General features: G+C 36.0%; 15 protein-coding genes. 9 read left to right on the forward strand and 6 right to left on the reverse strand.

The window, feature by feature from the left end; all coding sequences use genetic code 11:
* Nucleotides 1-25: 25 nt before the first annotated feature.
* Both EV200_RS11090 and EV200_RS11095 read left to right on the forward strand, forming a co-directional pair.
* Nucleotides 26-1,912: an OmpA family protein gene (locus tag EV200_RS11090; RefSeq protein WP_132532568.1), complete on the forward strand. Its 1,887-nt coding sequence runs from the start codon at nt 26-28 to the stop codon at nt 1,910-1,912.
* Complete coding sequence (locus EV200_RS11095) at nt 1,909-2,832, forward strand: DUF6438 domain-containing protein (protein WP_132532570.1); 924 nt, start codon at nt 1,909-1,911, stop codon at nt 2,830-2,832. The genes EV200_RS11090 and EV200_RS11095 overlap by 4 nt, the downstream gene beginning before the upstream one ends.
* Before the next feature lie 49 nt (nt 2,833-2,881).
* On the opposite strand, the gene EV200_RS11100 is transcribed toward EV200_RS11095, so the two are convergent.
* The 3 genes from EV200_RS11100 to recQ form a co-directional block, all read right to left on the reverse strand.
* Nucleotides 2,882-3,598 carry a YqjF family protein gene (locus EV200_RS11100; protein WP_132532572.1) on the reverse strand — a complete coding sequence of 239 codons (717 nt, stop codon included), beginning with the start codon at nt 3,596-3,598 and terminating at the stop codon, nt 2,882-2,884.
* A gap of 2 nt (nt 3,599-3,600) precedes the next feature.
* Nucleotides 3,601-4,413, reverse strand: a complete 813-nt coding sequence (gene kdsA, locus EV200_RS11105) for a 3-deoxy-8-phosphooctulonate synthase (protein WP_132532574.1) — start codon at nt 4,411-4,413, stop codon at nt 3,601-3,603.
* A gap of 89 nt (nt 4,414-4,502) precedes the next feature.
* Nucleotides 4,503-6,692 carry a DNA helicase RecQ gene (recQ, locus tag EV200_RS11110; protein ID WP_132533273.1) on the reverse strand — a complete coding sequence of 730 codons (2,190 nt, stop codon included), beginning with the start codon at nt 6,690-6,692 and terminating at the stop codon, nt 4,503-4,505.
* A gap of 91 nt (nt 6,693-6,783) precedes the next feature.
* Between recQ and EV200_RS11115 the strand changes: the two genes are divergently transcribed.
* A complete protein-coding gene (locus tag EV200_RS11115) occupies nt 6,784-7,752 on the forward strand; it encodes a KpsF/GutQ family sugar-phosphate isomerase (RefSeq protein WP_132532576.1) in 969 nt (322 codons plus the stop codon).
* A gap of 14 nt (nt 7,753-7,766) precedes the next feature.
* A complete protein-coding gene (locus tag EV200_RS11120; protein ID WP_132532578.1) occupies nt 7,767-8,858 on the forward strand; it encodes a mannose-1-phosphate guanylyltransferase in 1,092 nt (363 codons plus the stop codon).
* A gap of 102 nt (nt 8,859-8,960) precedes the next feature.
* Here EV200_RS11120 and rlmB read toward each other — a convergent pair whose 3' ends face one another.
* A complete protein-coding gene (rlmB, locus tag EV200_RS11125; RefSeq protein ID WP_132532580.1) occupies nt 8,961-9,731 on the reverse strand; it encodes a 23S rRNA (guanosine(2251)-2'-O)-methyltransferase RlmB in 771 nt (256 codons plus the stop codon).
* Between the two features lie 244 nt (nt 9,732-9,975).
* Between rlmB and dnaB the strand changes: the two genes are divergently transcribed.
* A complete protein-coding gene (dnaB, locus tag EV200_RS11130; RefSeq protein ID WP_132532582.1) occupies nt 9,976-11,538 on the forward strand; it encodes a replicative DNA helicase in 1,563 nt (520 codons plus the stop codon).
* A 385-nt stretch (nt 11,539-11,923) separates the two neighbouring features.
* On the opposite strand, the gene chrA is transcribed toward dnaB, so the two are convergent.
* Nucleotides 11,924-13,141: a chromate efflux transporter gene (gene chrA, locus EV200_RS11135; RefSeq protein ID WP_132532584.1), complete on the reverse strand. Its 1,218-nt coding sequence runs from the start codon at nt 13,139-13,141 to the stop codon at nt 11,924-11,926.
* Between the two features lie 55 nt (nt 13,142-13,196).
* Nucleotides 13,197-13,532, reverse strand: coding sequence for a tetratricopeptide repeat protein (locus EV200_RS11140; protein WP_029284246.1), 336 nt, complete (start codon nt 13,530-13,532; stop codon nt 13,197-13,199).
* A 62-nt stretch (nt 13,533-13,594) separates the two neighbouring features.
* Here EV200_RS11140 and EV200_RS11145 point away from each other — a divergent pair, with 62 nt between their 5' ends.
* The 4 genes from EV200_RS11145 to EV200_RS11160 all read left to right on the forward strand — a co-directional run bounded on the left by EV200_RS11145 (nt 13,595) and on the right by EV200_RS11160 (nt 17,595).
* Entirely contained in the window at nt 13,595-14,332 is a 738-nt protein-coding gene (locus tag EV200_RS11145) for an electron transfer flavoprotein subunit beta/FixA family protein (RefSeq protein WP_132532586.1), read from the forward strand.
* Between the two features lie 77 nt (nt 14,333-14,409).
* Nucleotides 14,410-15,378, forward strand: a complete 969-nt coding sequence (locus EV200_RS11150) for an electron transfer flavoprotein subunit alpha/FixB family protein (RefSeq protein WP_132532588.1) — start codon at nt 14,410-14,412, stop codon at nt 15,376-15,378.
* A gap of 50 nt (nt 15,379-15,428) precedes the next feature.
* Complete coding sequence (locus EV200_RS11155) at nt 15,429-16,043, forward strand: bifunctional nuclease family protein (protein ID WP_132532590.1); 615 nt, start codon at nt 15,429-15,431, stop codon at nt 16,041-16,043.
* Nucleotides 16,044-16,209: 166 nt separating this feature from the next.
* Nucleotides 16,210-17,595 carry a nucleoside permease gene (locus EV200_RS11160; protein WP_132532592.1) on the forward strand — a complete coding sequence of 462 codons (1,386 nt, stop codon included), beginning with the start codon at nt 16,210-16,212 and terminating at the stop codon, nt 17,593-17,595.
* Nucleotides 17,596-17,614 lie beyond the last annotated feature (19 nt).

The raw sequence follows: 17,614 nt of genomic DNA on the forward strand, positions 1-17,614 counted from the left end.
TAGCTTCATAACCAATGTATTGTTTATGAAGCTTTGCTTTACTCTTCTTTTAATCTTAAATAGCTATTGTGTTTTTGCACAGTCCTCTAACAATAAGAAAGCACAGCTATCTTTCGAGCGAGCTAACGCCTTAATTGAAAAGTCAGACTATTCTGCTGCAGAACAGATACTTAAAAGTGCAGTAGAAGCAGATCCACTATTTCAGTCCGCCTATATTCTTTTAGGAAATGTTCAGAAGCTGCAAAAAAAATATACAGAAGCAAAGGCTGCCTATCAGAAGTCGGTTTTAATCAATACAAATGTTTCACCGACCGTTATTTATAACCTGGCGGAAACTGAATTTGCCACGCAGGATTATGATAAAGCCAAGATACATTTTGCATCATTTTTGATTTCAGATTCTTCGTCTGATCAGGGGAAGAAGGCCAGAAAATACCTACTTGATTGCGACTTCGCTTCCATATCGATTAATAAACCAGTAGTATTTAAACCAACAAATCTTGGCAAAGGCATCAATACTACTGACGCTGAATATTTCCCGGCTTTAACAGCTGATGGCGAAACATTGATTTTTACAAGGCAAGTTAGCGGTAATGAAGATTTCTGGACTTCACAATTTAAGAATAATGCATGGACAGAAGCGACACCATTATCACCTAAAATCAACACTTTAAAATATAATGAGGGTGCCCAAACCATATCTCCCGATGGAAAATATTTATTCTTTACAGGATGCAATCGTCCTGATGGATCAGGTAGATGTGATATTTACGTTTCTCACCGAGAAGGAAAGGATTGGGGTGAACCATATAATTTAGGGAAACCAGTAAATTCAGAATATTGGGAATCTCAACCTGCAATCAGTCCCGACGGAAGAACATTATATTTTATCAGTAATCGTCCGGGCGGATCTGGCGGCTATGACATTTGGAAAAGCACCATCACAGACGATGCCAAATGGGGCCCTGCAATCAATCTGGGTTCAGATATAAATACTGCATATGATGAAAATACTCCTTTTCTTCATGCTGATGGACGAACACTATATTTTTCATCAGATGGTTGGCCAGGCTTTGGCCATAAGGATATTTTCTATAGTAGAATGGATGAAAATGGAAAATTCAACAAACCACTAAATATGGGCTACCCGATTAATTCTTATGAAGATGAAAATGGATTGATAGTAAATGCCAATGGAAATTTCGGTATGTTTTCTTCAAATTTAACTAATGGTTTTGGTGTTCAGGATATTTATAGTTTTGGAATTCCTGAATCTGCAAAGCCTTTAAAAATTTCTTATGTTAAAGGTATTGTAAGAGATAAAGACACAAAAAAAACAATTGAAAGCAATGTTCAGGTAATTGATCTAAAAACAAGTCGTGCAGTTTTTGATGACTATACTGACGCGGAAACCGGTCAGTTTTTAGCAGTGATGCCTGTTGGAAGTAATTATCTTTTTAATGTAAATGCAGATGGCTATTTGTTCTACTCTGAAAATTTTGAATTAAAACAAGGAAACATTAACCAGCCTTATCAGATTGAGGTGTTCATGGAAAAAATTAAACCTGGCGCAAATGTTACTTTAAAGAATATCTTTTTTGACACCAATAAATATAATCTTTTATCTGCATCGATACGTGAATTGGATTTGTTAATTGATTTCCTGCAACAAAATGAAAGTGTATCTATTGAAATCCAGGGGCATACAGACAATATAGGGGATGATCAGTTAAATAAAAAACTATCATTCGATAGAGCAAATGCCGTACATGACTACTTAACTAAAAATAAAGTTGATGCAAAGCGACTTACCTTTAAGGGCTTTGGAGCTGAGAAGCCGATAAATGATAATAAAACAGAAGCGGGCAGGAAAAATAACCGTAGAACCTCATTTGTAATTACTAAAATATGATAAAAAATTATAAAAATAAAAAGGTAATATCATCTCTTCTTTGCTTCATTTCATTTTTTATAATAATTATCTTAGTCAATGGGTGTGACAATTCTAGGCAAATTGAAAATGACAGAATAAAAAAAGCCATTATCGGAGAATGGGATTATATAATTCCAAATAATAACTTTGGGTTATCTATACCAATTTACAAGAATAAAAGAATTATATTTTTAAATGATAGTATTTATGAAGATTCGGACGGCTTTTATGAAAAGGACATAAATAATAAATCCATATTAGTGGATGCTATTAGAAAGTATAAGATTGAAAATCAAGCATTACTAGATTATAATGAAAAAACTTCAGAGTGGGAATCAAATAAAATCATGAGGTGTGATAAAGATTCTTTATTTATTGAAAGTAATGAAAAAGTCTCTAAATTTTCTAGAGTTGATCCAAAATTAGATAAATCATTTGATTTTGATAAAATCGTTTTAAATACCTATCCCTGCTTTGGAGGGTGCCCAGTTGGGGCAATTTCTATTTCTTTAAATGGAGACGTTTATATTCAAAAGATAAATGCAAACTTAATACCCATTGAAAAAAAGTTTTATATCTCTAAAGCAAGCAATAAGTTAATTGAAAACATTAAACAAAAAGTATATAGAGCTAACATCCCATCTCTTAAAAATAATTATCGCGGAACTGGTTATGTTTATAATATAACACTTACCTTCTTCAAAAAGGGAAAAGCAAAAAAAACGATAACAGATATGGGCTCTGCATCAACAAAGGAGTTATTTTGGTTATACAATTACTTATCTAATTTTGATCAATTATTAAAACTTAAAGAAGTCAATCGGAATGATTTTCTAAAATCTTTTGAAATTCTCGATTACAATACGATAGAAAACTTAAAAAACTATAAATTTAAGTAATCAAGCTTATCAAATCTTTGATTCACTATTTTGAAGAACTATCTGAAAACTAAAACCTTCTACCTTTCATCACATTGATTTCCGATCCCTCAGCCAACATCACGGAATCTGGTTCAGCACCATTTAAAAAAGCAAAATCATCACCATAATTGGCCTGAAAATCAACATCTATAGCATACTGCATAACCGGATAAACTTCCCATCTTGGATGTTCCACGCCATATTCAGAAGTACGGTTTGAACCTATTTTTGTATAGCCCCAGTAATGTTCTGTTATAAATTCCTCTTCACTACCCATTGGAATATCTACCGCCTTTGATGATGCAGTGACAGAAAAACTATTCCATTTTTTAGCATTCCAAAGATAGTCTACTTTAATTTGATTATCCTTTGTTGTCCAAAGGTGCTTCATTGGTAAGGTTTGATAATTTTCCTTATAAATGGTATTTGCTACAAAAGTAATGGCGGGCAATGGTACAATCTCTTTGATGAAAACAACACCTCGTTTCCATTCAGTACCATCCATATACTTTACATAAAACCTGAGGTTTACTTCTTCAAAATTAGTATGAAATGGAATATTAAATCCAAGAAGTTTCACATCAACAAACATAAACCCAACCAAACTGACATAGTATTTTCCCTTCCAGTCATCTAGTTCCGTATTTGGTGGAAGATATTTTTTAAGGATATCTTCATCAACCGCATATTGCGCTAAAGCCAACTTTCTCCATTCGGCGGTCAGAAATACTTTGGATTTTGTCAAAATTATAAAATGGCTTGTCTGATACGAATCAGCTTAACTAATGTTTCTTCAAGTAAATCAAGATGCAGCATGTTCGCACCATCAGATTTTGCATTGGCCGGATCTGGATGCGTTTCAATAAATAAACCATCAGCCCCAACTGCAATTGCCGCTTTAGCTATCGTTGATATGAGTTCAGGCTTACCACCTGTTACACCACTACTTTGATTGGGTTGTTGTAAAGAATGTGTGCAATCCATCACGACAGGAACGCCAAAACTTTGCATTTCGGGTAACCCACGATAATCCACGATCAGATCCTGATAACCAAAGGTATTTCCCCTATCCGTCAATATCACCTTATCATTTCCAGCTTCTTTAATTTTTTCTACTGCAAATTTCATCGAGCCGGCAGAAAGAAACTGACCTTTTTTTACATTAACCACTTTCCCTGTTTGTGCAGCCGCAATTAACAGATCAGTCTGGCGGCAAAGAAAAGCAGGAATCTGCAATACATCTACATATGCAGCTGCCATTGCAGCTTCATCACTTTCATGAATATCAGTTACTGTAGGTACGCCAAATTCTCTCCCGATTCGCTCTAAAATTCGCAAAGCTTTCTCATCACCAATGCCAGTAAAGGAACTGCCTTTGCTCCTGTTTGCCTTACGGTACGAACCTTTAAAAATATAGGGTATCTGAAGTTTATCCGTAATTGAGATAATCTTTTCAGCAATACGCATTGCAATATCTTCACCTTCAATTGCACATGGGCCAGCCATTAAAAAGAAGTTTCCAGATTCGGTATTTTTTATTTTATCTAAGTAGTTAAGCATAATTGAGATTTGAGATTTGAGACTTAAGATATGAGATTTCAAAACGTCAACTGTTTCAAATCTAATATCTATTATTTCAAATCTAATTTTTAGTTTCCTAGTTCCGACATAAATTTAATTCTCATCAATTGAATCTCTTCGCGGGTATAATCTGTTTCGCCCAACTCGTTCAATGCTTCATCAATAGAATCACTCTCAGCTGCTCTGAAATAGTCAAAAACCTCGTCTTGTCTGTCATCATCAATCACTTCATCAATGAAATAGTTAAGATTAAGTTTTGTTCCGGAGTTTACAATAGATTCTACTTCTTTCAAAATTTCTTCATAGGTAATCCCTTTTGAATCAGCAATATCTTCCAAACCAATCTGACGATCTATATTCTGAATGATGGAAACCTTCATTTGCGATTTGTTCGCCTGCGTTTTGATAATTAAATCAATCGGCCGTTCAATGTCATTATCCTCTACATACTTTTTGATCAGCTCAATAAATGGTGTACCAAATTTCATGGCTTTACCAGAACCAACTCCAGAAATTTGTTTGATCTCTTCCGTAGTGATTGGATAATGCGTACACATTTCTTCTAAAGAAGGGTCTTGAAATACCACAAATGGCGGAACACTCTTTTGCTTTGCAATTTTTTTACGTAAATCTTTAAGTAATTGTAGTAATTGTGTATCCAATGCGCCAGAGCCCTGTTTTACATCATCATCGTCATCATCTACACCTGTTTCAATAGGCTCGTTTAAAATAAATTTTAAACTATAAGGATTAATGATAAAATCTTTTCCTTGTTTGGTTAATTTCAATAACCCATAATTATCAATATCCTTAAAAAGATAATTATTTAAAACCGCCTGACGAATCACTGATTTCCAAAGCAATATGCCTTCTTCTTTACCGATTCCAAATTCTGGCACTTTACTATGCTCATAAGCAATGGTTTGTGCAGTTTCCAAACCTAAAAAAACATTCAGCAAATGGGCATCATCAAATTTTTCTTCAGTTTTTTGAATAAACTGAAGTAAGGTTGATAATTGTGCTTCAGCATCAAATTGTTTCTTCGGTTTTTTGCAGTTATCACACATGCAATTACAACCTGTTTCATTAAAATTTTCTCCAAAATAATGAAGAATTTGTTTCCGGCGACAAACGCCAGATTCAGCATAGTCAATAACTTCTTTTAATATTTGCGTACCAATTTCACGTTCTGAAACTGGCTTATCTTTCATAAACTTCGCTAACTTATCTACGTCTTTCTGCGCATAAAAAGCAATGCAAATTCCTTCTCCACCGTCACGGCCTGCCCTACCAGTTTCCTGATAGTAACCTTCCATACTCTTTGGCACATCATGGTGTATTACAAAGCGAACATCAGGTTTATCGATGCCCATTCCAAAAGCAATGGTTGCCACAATCACCTCAGCATCTTCCATCAAAAACTTATCCTGTGTTTCAGCCCTTACTTTAGGGTCTAAACCTGCATGATAAGGTAAAGCACTGATTCCATTTAAGTTTAAAGCTTCGGCAACCTCTTCTACCTTTTTACGGCTGAGGCAATAAATAATTCCAGATTTACCAGGATTAGATTTTATATACTTAATGATTTCTTTATTAATATCACGCTTAGGGCGAATTTCATAAAACAGATTCGGCCTGTTAAATGATGATTTAAATAAAGTGGCTTCAGACATGCCTAAGTTCTTCATAATATCCTGCTGAACTTTCGGCGTAGCTGTGGCTGTAAGTGCGATGATTGGAATGTTATCGCCTAAACCAGCAATTACCTGTTTAATTTTACGATATTCTGGCCTGAAATCATGACCCCACTCTGAAATACAATGTGCCTCATCAACAGCTACAAAAGAAATTTTAATCAAGTTTAAAAACTCAATATTGTCTTGCTTAGCTAAAGATTCCGGTGCCACATATAATAGCTTCGTATGCCCACTAAGCAAATCAGATTTAACCTGAGTAATTTCAGATTTATTTAGGGATGAATTCAGGAAATGCGCAATACTGTCATTGCCACCAAAGGCCCGCAATTGGTCCACCTGGTTTTTCATTAATGCGATAAGAGGCGAAATAACAATTGCCGTCCCTTCACTCATTAGCGCTGGCAACTGATAGCAAATAGACTTCCCTCCGCCCGTTGGCATAATCACAAAAGTGTTGTTGCCTTCTAAAATATTTGTTATGATCGACTCCTGATCACCTTTGAAATTATCAAACCCGAAGAAATTTTGCAGGTTATCAAATAACGACTTTTTCACGTCCATTTTGTGTAATAAAATATGCGATGCTATTTTTCTATCCAAAATAACATAATTTTACAAGAAATTCAAGTATCAACAAACAATTTTTTTCTCTTTGAAAAGTAAAAAATATATTCTCCAGTCGGCTGTAAACACTTTAGCGCTCGAAGCAGCAGCAATATTGAATGTTGCAAAAAATCTAAACGATGATTTTGAAAAGGTAGTATCAACCATTTTAAATTGCAAAGGCCGCGTAATTGTAACTGGAATAGGGAAAAGTGCTATCATTGCACAGAAAATAGTGGCTACATTTAATTCTACTGGTACGCCAGCTATATTTATGCATGCTGCCGACGCCATTCATGGTGATTTAGGTATGATTCAACGGAATGATGTTATTATCTGTTTATCAAAAAGTGGAAACACACCAGAAATTAAAGTATTAATTCCACTGCTTAAAGCTGCAGGAAATATTTTGATTGGCATGGTAGGAGAATTAAGCTCCTTTTTAGCCGAGCATGCACATTTAATTTTAAATACGGAGTTTGAAAAGGAAGCTTGTCCGCATAACCTGGCACCAACAACAAGTACTACCGCTCAGCTGGCTTTAGGTGATGCCCTGGCTATTTGTCTTTTAGAATGCAGAGAATTTAATGAGTCTGATTTTGCAAAGTATCACCCCGGTGGTTCACTTGGGAAGAAACTATATCTAAAGGCTGGTGATCTGGCTTTAACAAATGAGAAACCTGCTATCAGTCCTAATGCATCAGTAAAGGATGTGTTAATAGAAATTAGCAAAAACCGTTTGGGTGCAGTTGCTGTTGTAGATAGCGAGAATAATGTGCTTGGTGTAATTACAGATGGTGACATCCGTAGAATGCTTGAAAATAATGAATCAATTGCCGGATTAAAGGCAGAAGACATTATGGGTAAGCAGCCCAAAAGTATACAGTATAACTCACTTGCTGTCGATGCGCTACACATAATAAAGGAAAATAACATTACACAGTTGTTAGTGTTAGAACAAAACACTTACTTTGGAATAATCCACCTACACGATCTCCTGAATGAGGGAATTGTGTAACATTAAAATATATAATGAATAAAGATTACTACGCATTAATTATGGCAGGCGGAGTCGGAAGTCGCTTTTGGCCCGTAAGTAGAACAGAATACCCAAAACAGTTTATAGATTTTTTTGGCGTTGGCAAAACGTTGATTCAAAGTACATATGAAAGATTTTTAAAGATTTGTCCACCTGAAAATATCTTTATCGTTACCAACGATATTTATTCTGATTTGATTAAGGAGCAACTCCCGCAATTAAGTGATAATCAAATTCTTGCTGAGCCTTTAATGAGAAATACAGGACCTTGTATTGCTTATGGAAGTTTTAAAATTGCTGAGTTAAATCCGAATGCAACCATCGTGGTGGCACCATCCGATCATACCATTGCAGATATGGATGGATTTATTGCTTCGATTGAGCAATCGCTGGAAGCAGCATCTAAAAATGATTGTCTGATTACTTTAGGGATTAAACCTAACCGCCCGGATACTGGATATGGTTATATTCAGCATACCGATCATGTATTAAATACCGATACTGATTTACATAAAGTTAAAACCTTTACTGAAAAGCCTAACTTAGAACTGGCCAAGTCATTTATACAGAGTGGGGATTTTTTATGGAACGCGGGTATTTTTATCTGGTCTGCAAGGGCCATATTAAATGCGTTTGAAAAACATCTGCCTGATATGTATGAAATTTTCCATATTGGAAGATCAGATTTAAACAGCGCTGCCGAAAAAGAATTTATTAACAATGCGTATTTTCAATGCACCAATATCTCTATTGATTTTGGTATTATGGAAAAGGCAGATAATGTTTACGTACTTCCATCAGATTTTGGCTGGTCGGATTTAGGCACCTGGGCTTCTATTTATGAAATGGCTGATAAGGATTATGTGGGTAATGCTGTCATTCCATCAGAACAGGTAATTATGTTTGATTCTTCCAACTGTATGGTGAACGTACCTAAAGAAAAGTTGGTGATTTTGAACGGATTACACGATTATATTGTAGTGGAGAACAACAATATGCTGATGATTTGCCCTAGAAATGAAGAGCAAAAGGTAAAAGAATTTGTAGCCGAGGTAAAATCAAGATTTGGCAACAAATTTATTTAAGCGAAAGTTAAATCAATAAAAAAATCCTAACGGCTATATTATGTAGAAGTTAGGATTTTTTTGTTTGTAATGCTTCATTCGGCAGATGCCTAATGAAATATTTTATGAAAGAGTTCTTTGTCTTACAGCCTCGTATAAAATTACACCGGCAGAAACAGAAACATTAAGCGATTCTATTTTCCCTGACATTGGAATCTTGGCTAAATGATCAGCTACACGTAAAAGATCATTAGAAATCCCTTCATCTTCTGATCCCATTACAATTGCTGTTGGCATGGTATAATCAGGCGCATATATCAAATCACTTGTTTTTTCTGTACAGGCAACGATTTGCAATCCGCTTTCCTGTAAATAAAGACAAATTTTGTGAAGATTGGCATGTCGACATATAGGAATATTAAATAAAGCACCTGCTGAGGTTTTAATAGCATCAGCATTGATTTGAGCTGCATTTTTTAAGGGTACAACAATGGCATGAACACCAACACAGGCAGCCGTTCTTGCCATGGCGCCCATATTTCGCACATCCGTAACACTATCCAAAACCAAAATTAAAGGTACCTCTCCTTTTTCAAATACAGCAGGAATGATATCTTCAATGTTCTGATAAGTGATTGGAGAAATTACTGCAATAACACCCTGGTGGTTTTTCTGCGACATGCGGTTTAATTTCTCAATCGGAACAGCATTTAAAGGAATCAGGGTATCTTTTAATAAGGCTTTAAGTTCCAGGAAAAGTTCTCCGCCCAGGCCGCGTTGCTGATAAATCGTTTCAATATCTCTTCCGGCTTTTACTGCCTCGATTACGGCTCTGATGCCAAATACAAACTCATTATTTTCTTTTGCGCGTTGCGGTCTTCTAAAATTATCCATGTTTCGAAATTGTTTGCAAAAGTAATTGTTTTTACCGCAAAGGCGAGGAAATTTATTTGTAATAAGGAATCGAAATTCTAAAACAGGAAATTGATTGGTGTACATGCCCACCCATTTCGTATTTTCAACTTCCAATTTAAACCATTTATAAAATCTAAAAATAAATTTATTCAGATCCAATTTGTTAACAAACTGCTAGTAACTTGTTCAAACATTCCGGTAAACTTTTACCTACTTTTGTAAAATGAGTATCGATAACGGACAAGGCGGAAAAAATAGTTTAACAGCGCGGAAGGCAAGGCTAACGAGCACAGTGAGCAACATGGGGAAATTACCTCCACAAGCTTTAGATTTAGAAGAAGCTGTTTTAGGTGCACTAATGCTTGAAAAAGATGCTTTATCTGCTGTAATTGATATCTTAAAACCCGAAGTATTTTATCAGGAAGCACACCAAAAGATTTTCGAAGCCATTCACATGCTTTTTGAAAAATCTAAACCTGTTGATATTTTAACCGTTACCGCAGAGCTTCGCCAAATGGGATCTCTGGAAATGGTAGGTGGTGCTTATTACATTACTAACCTCACCAATCGTGTTGCATCAGCAGCCAATATTGAGTACCATGCCCGGATCATTTCTCAGAAATATATTCAAAGAGAATTAATCAGGATTTCTACAGACATCATTACTACAGCATATGAAGATACAGCAGATATATTTGATTTGCTGGATCATGCTGAGAAAGGCTTATTTGATATTGCCCAAAATAACTTGCGTAGAGATACCCAGAAAATGGACGATATTATTAAGCAGTCTTTAGCAACACTTGAAGAATTAAGAACTAAAACGGATGGTTTAACTGGTGTTCCAACTGGTTTTACCGGACTGGATAGAATTACCGGAGGCTGGCAAAAACAAGATTTAGTGATCATTGCGGCTCGTCCGGCGATGGGTAAAACTGCTTTTGTTTTAACCTGTGCACGAAATGCAACGGTAGATTTTCAAAAACCTACTGTAGTTTTTTCACTGGAGATGTCATCAGTACAGCTGGTAAATCGTTTAATTTCCGGAGAAGCAGAAATTGAGCAGGAAAAAATCAGAAAAGGAAATCTACAAGAATGGGAATGGCAACAATTGCACAGTAAAATTGGTCGTTTAACTGAAGCACCATTACTAATTGATGATACACCTGCATTAAATATCTTTGAATTCAGGGCGAAATGCCGGAGGTTAAAATCGCAATACGATATCCAACTCGTTATTGTGGATTATTTGCAATTGATGCACGGTAAAGGCGAAGGAAAAGGTGGTGGTAACCGTGAGCAGGAAATTGGTAGTATTTCAAGGGCTTTAAAATCAGTAGCTAAAGAGCTAGATGTTCCGGTATTGGCACTTTCACAGCTGAGTCGTGCCGTAGAAAGCAGACCTGGTTTACAAGGCAAGCGTCCAATGCTTTCCGATTTGAGGGAATCAGGATCTATTGAGCAGGATGCCGATATGGTATTATTCCTTTACCGTCCGGAATATTATGGGATTACTGAAGATGAGCAAGGAAGATCACAAGCGGGTATTGGAGAAGTAATTATTGCAAAACACCGTAATGGTGAAACCGGAATTGTTCCGCTTCGTTTCATCGGGAAATTTGTGAAGTTTACCGATCTGGAAGAAGATTTTACTGCACCAACCTCATTTGCTGCCGCAGATCCATCAGCCGGAATGTATCCTTCGCAAGATTTTGAAAAACAAAGTAACGTGATTATTCGTCCGTCAAAAATGGATGACTACAATGATGATGATCCTCCGTTTTAGGATAAATTGGCATTGCTCAAATAATTCCCCGAAGATTTAAGTGATTTCCGCAGAACGAAAGCTAAAATCTGCGATAATCATTTTAATCTGCGGGACAAATTATTAATAGTGATCGCTTAAAGTTTACAATTGCACGTATTAATGATTACAATGATGATGATCCACCGTTTTAGGATAAATCGGCATTGCCAAAATAATTTCCAGCAGATTTAGGTGATTTCTGCAGAACGACAGTTAAAATTTGCGGTGATCATTTTAATCTGCGGGACAAATTCTTAATAGTGATCGCTTAAACATTTACAATGCAAGTTAACAACATCACATCTTTGTTGAACTTGATTCAACATTAATATTCAGCAACAAAACTTTTCGAAGAATCCACTTCTTAAAAAATATAACCAATTAAAATTCCTGCTAAAACAATAAAGGGCGGACTAACTTTAGTAAAGTTCAGCAGTAGAAAAGTAGCAACCATTATAGCCAGGAATAACCAATTCATTGCCATAGGTATGAGTAGCAGAATAAAAGCAGCAATGATAAAACCTACACTCACAGCATTAATTCCGCTTAAGCTATGCCGTATTCTGGAAATTTTCTTCAAGTCATCCCAGAAGGGAACAATGAATAACACCAAAATTAAACCTGGTAAATTAATCCCCACTACTCCGATCAGCCCACCTAAAATTTGTCCGGAAAGGCCATATCCAAAGTTTTTCATACTCAGTGCTCCAAGATAACTTGTAAAAGAGAACGTTGGCCCGGGAAGTGCTTGTTGCAATGCAAAACCTGATAAGAAACCAGGTGCGGCCAAATAATGCTTCATATCAACAAACTCTGTAAACATAAGGGGCACCAACACTTGTCCGCCTCCAAAAACCAGGATACCATTACGGTAAAAATTTTCCAATAAACGAATAGGCAAACTAAAAGGCGATGTTCGGTTGATGATTGCACCCACTAATGCAAATAAAAGCAATGCACCTAAAAAATAAATCATTTTTTTAGGGTTCAGGTTAGAAAATAGTCTTACCCTCAGTTCCGTTTCTTCTTTTGGTGTTTCAATAGCAGAAGAAATGATCCCACCCACAAGGATTGCCAAAGGAAATACATAAGCGTTTCTCAATACAAATGTAGCCACCACCGATCCTATCGCTAAAAATATGGATACTTGAGAAGTTAATACTTTTCTCCCTAATTTCCAGGCACCATAGGCAACAATACCTAAAGCAATAGGTTGGATATATTCAAGTACATCATTAAACTTCTGTTTTTGATCCAGCAAAGCATAACTTATCGCTGCAAAGGTCATAATCGCAGCAGTAGGTAAAATCCAGATGAGGAAAGTGATAATGGCCAGTTTTAATTTACCAACTTTCCAGGCAATTCCTACCAGGGTTTGTGTAGATGCCGGACCTGGTAAAACCTGCGCAAGGGCATTTAATTCTAATAACTCCTCTTCAGAAATGAACCTGGTGCTGTGCACAAAATATTTTAGTAAAAGCGCTAAATGTGCCTGTGCTCCACCAAAGGAAGTAAAAGTAAAAAACAGCACGTTACGGATAAATAACCACTGCTTTTTAACTGAGATGGGTTTAGGTTGCATTTAGAAAAATATTTTATTGCTAAATTGTTGAGATGATTGGTGGCTACAAGCTAAATTAATCATCTTCATAATCTAAACCCGCTGCAGTATTATATGCACCTTGAAGTTCAGAAAAGGCATGCATATCCCGTTTGTTTCTGGCGGTTACCATTCCTTTCTGATATACTTCGATTGCTTTCTCTTTTTGACCATCCTTTTCATATAATTTGCCTAAATGGTAATAAGTTCCCACATAATCTGGGTGTTTATCAGTTAACTGAAGGTAAAAAGAATAGGCTTTTTCCTTATCATTTTGGTTGTTATACTCTGTGGCTAAGGCATATAGAATAAATGGATCATTCGGTTCACTTTCTAAAAACTCCAATAACTTGACTAAACGGGTTGATGACATTTTATTTCCTTGCTTTTTTAATTAAATTTGCAGAAAGACCTTATATATAAATCTCAATAAATATGAAAATATTAGTTTGTATCAGTAACGTGCCCGACACGACGACAAAAATAACTTTTACCAACGATAATACCGAATTCAATACGGCGGGAGTACAATATATTGTTAATCCTTATGATGAAATTGCGTTATCACGAGCAATTGAATTAACAGAGGGTGGTAAAGGAACAGTAACTGTGATTAATGTTGGTGAAGCTGCCAATGATCCAACGGTTAGAAAAGCACTTGCTATTGGTGCAGATGATGCAGTTCGTGTAAATGCCGCTCCGCGTGATGCTTATTTTGTTGCGAAACAAATCGCAGAATACGCAAAGGATAAAGATTTCGACATGATCTTAACTGGTCGTGAATCTATCGACTACAACGGGAACCAGGTTGCAGCGATGGTGGGTGAATTTTTAGATATCCCTTCTGTTTCAATCATCAAAAAACTAGATTATGACGGAAGCTCCGCTACTATTGAAAGAGAAATTGAAGGTGGTAAAGAAGTAGTAACCGTTTCAGGTAAATTTGTAGCAAGTTGTGCAGAAGGTGTTGCAGAACCAAAAATCCCAACCATGCGCGGAATCATGAGCGCTAGAACCAAGCCATTAAACGTAGTAGAGGCTGTAACTATCGAAGAGGTTACCAAGGTTGCCAAATATGAAACCCCTGCCCCACGCGGCTCGGTTAAACTGGTTCTTGCAGATCAGGTTGAATCACTTATTGGCTTATTGCATAGCGAAGCTAAAGTAATCTAATGCCTAAATTTCCAATAGGAATTTAGTTAAATAATCAAATCGTTTACACGTCCGAATAAGGATCAAGAAATAAATATATGTCAGTATTAGTATATGTAGAACAAGCTGAAGGTAAATTTAAAAAATCTGTTTTTGAAGCAGTTTCTTATGCCAGAGCCATTGCCGATCAAGAGTCAACAAATTTAACCGCAATTTCCATTGGTGATGTTGCTGAAAGTGAATTGAAAGAACTAGGAAAGTATGGTGCTGCTAAAGTGTTAAATGTAAGTGCAGATCAGTTAAAAACTTTTGTTAACCAAGCTTATGCAAGCGTTATTGCTGCAGCAGCTGAAAAAGAAGGTGCAGATATCATTGTCTTATCTAACTCTTTCTCTGGAAAAGGTTTGGCTCCTCGAATTGCAGTAAAACTTAAGGCCGGATTAGCAGATGGTGCTGTTGAACTACCAAGTACTGATGGTAAATTCTCCATCAAAAAAACAGCTTTCTCCGGAAAGGCTTTTGCCATTACAGAATTGACTTCTACCAATAAAGTAATTGCTTTAAATCCGAATGCTTTTGGTGTTAAAGAAAATGCCACAGAAATAGCGGTTGAAAACTTTGCAGCTGATATTAAACAATCAGACCTTGGAACTGTTATCAAGGAGATTGTTAGGGCTACAGATAAAGTGTCATTGCCAGATGCAGAATTAGTAGTTTCAGCAGGAAGAGGCTTAAAAGCGCCTGAAAACTGGGGAATGATAGAAGAATTAGCAGGCCTTTTGGGGGCTGCAACGGCTTGTTCTAAACCAGTTTCTGATGCAGATTGGAGACCTCATTCTGAACACGTTGGTCAGACCGGAATTTCAATTAGCCCAAACTTATATATTGCAATCGGAATTTCTGGAGCAATTCAACACCTTGCCGGTGTGAGTTCTTCTAAAGTAATTGTGGTTATCAATAAAGATCCTGAAGCACCATTCTTTAAAGTGGCTGATTATGGTATCGTTGGTGATGCTTTTGAAGTGGTACCTAAATTAATTGAAGCTTTAAAAGCACATAAGGGATAAATAACATCAGAACTGATTGGTTTTAAAACCGATCAGTTCTCAATATTAATATGAAAAAAGTAAAATTAGACATTGTAGGATTATCTTACAGCCAGACTCAATCTGGTGCTTATGCCCTTGTTTTAGGAGAAGTAAATGGACGGAGACGTTTGCCTATCATTATAGGTGCATTTGAGGCACAAGCCATTGCGATTGAAATTGAAAAAATGACTCCCAGCAGGCCTTTAACACATGATTTATTTAAATCAATGGCAGATACTTTTCATATCAATATTGAAGAAATTATCATTTACAACCTGGTTGATGGTGTCTTTTATGCCAAGTTAATCTGTAATGATGGGAAGAACAAGCATGAAATTGATGCCAGAACATCTGATGCAATAGCATTAGCAGTTCGTTTCGATGCCATGATTTACACCTATGAGTTTATTTTATCTTCTGCTGGAATTGTAATTGAAGGTAATGACTTTTTATTTCTGGAAAATATGGATTCCATTGCCAAAGAACCTGAAGCTGACAGCACTCCCGGAACCAGCAAACATCAGGGCTTTAATGATTTATCAGTTGAAGAACTTCAACAAAAATTGCAGGAAGCGATAGCTGATGAAGCTTACGAAAAAGCAGCGAGATTAAGAGATGAGCTCAGCAAAAGAGGCACATCTTAATTTTATTGCGTAAAGTTTTCAAAAATCATTCAATATTTTTTTCATAAAAACATTAAAAGTTGAAATGAACCAAATTATTTTAAATAATTTGGGTTTATTTTTAAATTATGTTTCAGATTAGTTCTATATTCAGCCTTTACTTAAGAAATCAAACTAAATTATTATTATGAACGTTAAGTTTCGCTTAACTATAATGAGTTTCATGCAATTCTTTGTATGGGCTGCCTGGTTAATTACTATTGCAAATTACTGGTTTGGGACTAAACAATGGGATGGTGCAAATTTTGGAATTATTTTTTCAACAATGGGGATAGCATCCTTGTTTATGCCTACCTTAACAGGAATCTTAGCTGATAAATGGATTAATGCAGAAAAGCTCTACGCAATTTTACATATTCTTTATGCGGCTACCATGTTCTATCTGCCTCAGGTGGATGATCCACATACTTTTTTTTGGGTAATACTGGTTGCCATGTGCTTTTATATGCCAACCATTGCCTTAAGTAATTCCATCAGTTACACTACTTTAAAAAACGGAAATTTCGATGTGGTGAAGAATTTTCCGCCTATACGGGTATGGGGAACGGTTGGCTTTATTGTGGCGATGTGGATTACCAACCTAACAGGTAACAAAGCGAGTGCAAATCAATTTTATATTGCAGGTGTTAGCGCTTTATTTCTAGGTGTTTATTCGTTCTCACTCCCGGCATGTAAACCATTAAATTTAATTAGCGAGAAAAAAACATTCGCACAAAAACTAGGACTAGAATCATTTAAGCTTTTTGCTGATTATAAAATGGCTTTATTTTTCATCTTCTCCATGTTTTTAGGTGCAGCTTTACAATTAACAAATGCCTATGGAGATGTTTTTTTAGATGAATTTAAATTATTTCCAGTTTTTGCAGAATCTTTTGTCATTCGTTATTCCACCATTATTTTATCGATTTCTCAAATATCAGAAACACTTTTCATTCTGGCGATTCCATTCTTTTTGAAAAGATTCGGAATTAAATGGGTAATTGCCATAGCCATGTTTGCCTGGGTATTACGCTTTGCCCTATTTGCTTTTGGTGATCCGTCAGAAAATTTATGGATGATCATTACCTCTTGCGTGGTATACGGCATGGCCTTCGACTTCTTTAATATATCGGGTTCATTGTTTGTAGAGACTTCTACAACACCTAAAACACGTTCATCAGCACAAGGTTTATTTATGATGATGACCAATGGCTTTGGTGCCGTTTTTGGGAGTTTGGTATCTGGCTGGATGATCAATAAATATTTCACTACTTATTACAGCAATATTAGCTCGCTATCTAAATATGTAAAAAGTGAGGAAGACAATGTTCATTTGCTTAAATTTTTGAAGGACAAAGGAATCAGCGTTTTGCAAAATGGAAATTTAAGCAGGGCTTTAGATGTAAAAGACTGGCATAATATCTGGCTTTCTTTCACTATTTATGTTCTGGTGATTGCCATTGTTTTTGTATTCATTTTCAAACACAAACACACCAAAGCTGAAGAGAAAGCCATTGAAGCCATTAGTCATTAATTAACCGCTCAAAATTAAA

This window comes from Pedobacter psychrotolerans, from assembly GCF_004340665.1.
GTDB classification, from domain to species: domain Bacteria; phylum Bacteroidota; class Bacteroidia; order Sphingobacteriales; family Sphingobacteriaceae; genus Pedobacter; species Pedobacter psychrotolerans.

What these genes read in the sequence shown, in the direction of transcription:
- EV200_RS11095 (WP_132532570.1), top strand. Translation starts at nt 1,909, where the DNA reads ATGATAAAAAATTATAAAAATAAAAAGGTAATATCATCTCTTCTTTGC.
- EV200_RS11145 (WP_132532586.1), top strand. Translation starts at nt 13,595, where the DNA reads ATGAAAATATTAGTTTGTATCAGTAACGTGCCCGACACGACGACAAAA.
- EV200_RS11140 (WP_029284246.1), bottom strand. Translation starts at nt 13,532, where the DNA reads ATGTCATCAACCCGTTTAGTCAAGTTATTGGAGTTTTTAGAAAGTGAA.
- dnaB (WP_132532582.1), top strand. Translation starts at nt 9,976, where the DNA reads ATGAGTATCGATAACGGACAAGGCGGAAAAAATAGTTTAACAGCGCGG.
- rlmB (WP_132532580.1), bottom strand. Translation starts at nt 9,731, where the DNA reads ATGGATAATTTTAGAAGACCGCAACGCGCAAAAGAAAATAATGAGTTT.
- EV200_RS11155 (WP_132532590.1), top strand. Translation starts at nt 15,429, where the DNA reads ATGAAAAAAGTAAAATTAGACATTGTAGGATTATCTTACAGCCAGACT.
- recQ (WP_132533273.1), bottom strand. Translation starts at nt 6,692, where the DNA reads ATGGACGTGAAAAAGTCGTTATTTGATAACCTGCAAAATTTCTTCGGG.
- EV200_RS11160 (WP_132532592.1), top strand. Translation starts at nt 16,210, where the DNA reads ATGAACGTTAAGTTTCGCTTAACTATAATGAGTTTCATGCAATTCTTT.
- EV200_RS11120 (WP_132532578.1), top strand. Translation starts at nt 7,767, where the DNA reads ATGAATAAAGATTACTACGCATTAATTATGGCAGGCGGAGTCGGAAGT.
- kdsA (WP_132532574.1), bottom strand. Translation starts at nt 4,413, where the DNA reads ATGCTTAACTACTTAGATAAAATAAAAAATACCGAATCTGGAAACTTC.
- EV200_RS11150 (WP_132532588.1), top strand. Translation starts at nt 14,410, where the DNA reads ATGTCAGTATTAGTATATGTAGAACAAGCTGAAGGTAAATTTAAAAAA.
- EV200_RS11090 (WP_132532568.1), top strand. Translation starts at nt 26, where the DNA reads ATGAAGCTTTGCTTTACTCTTCTTTTAATCTTAAATAGCTATTGTGTT.
- chrA (WP_132532584.1), bottom strand. Translation starts at nt 13,141, where the DNA reads ATGCAACCTAAACCCATCTCAGTTAAAAAGCAGTGGTTATTTATCCGT.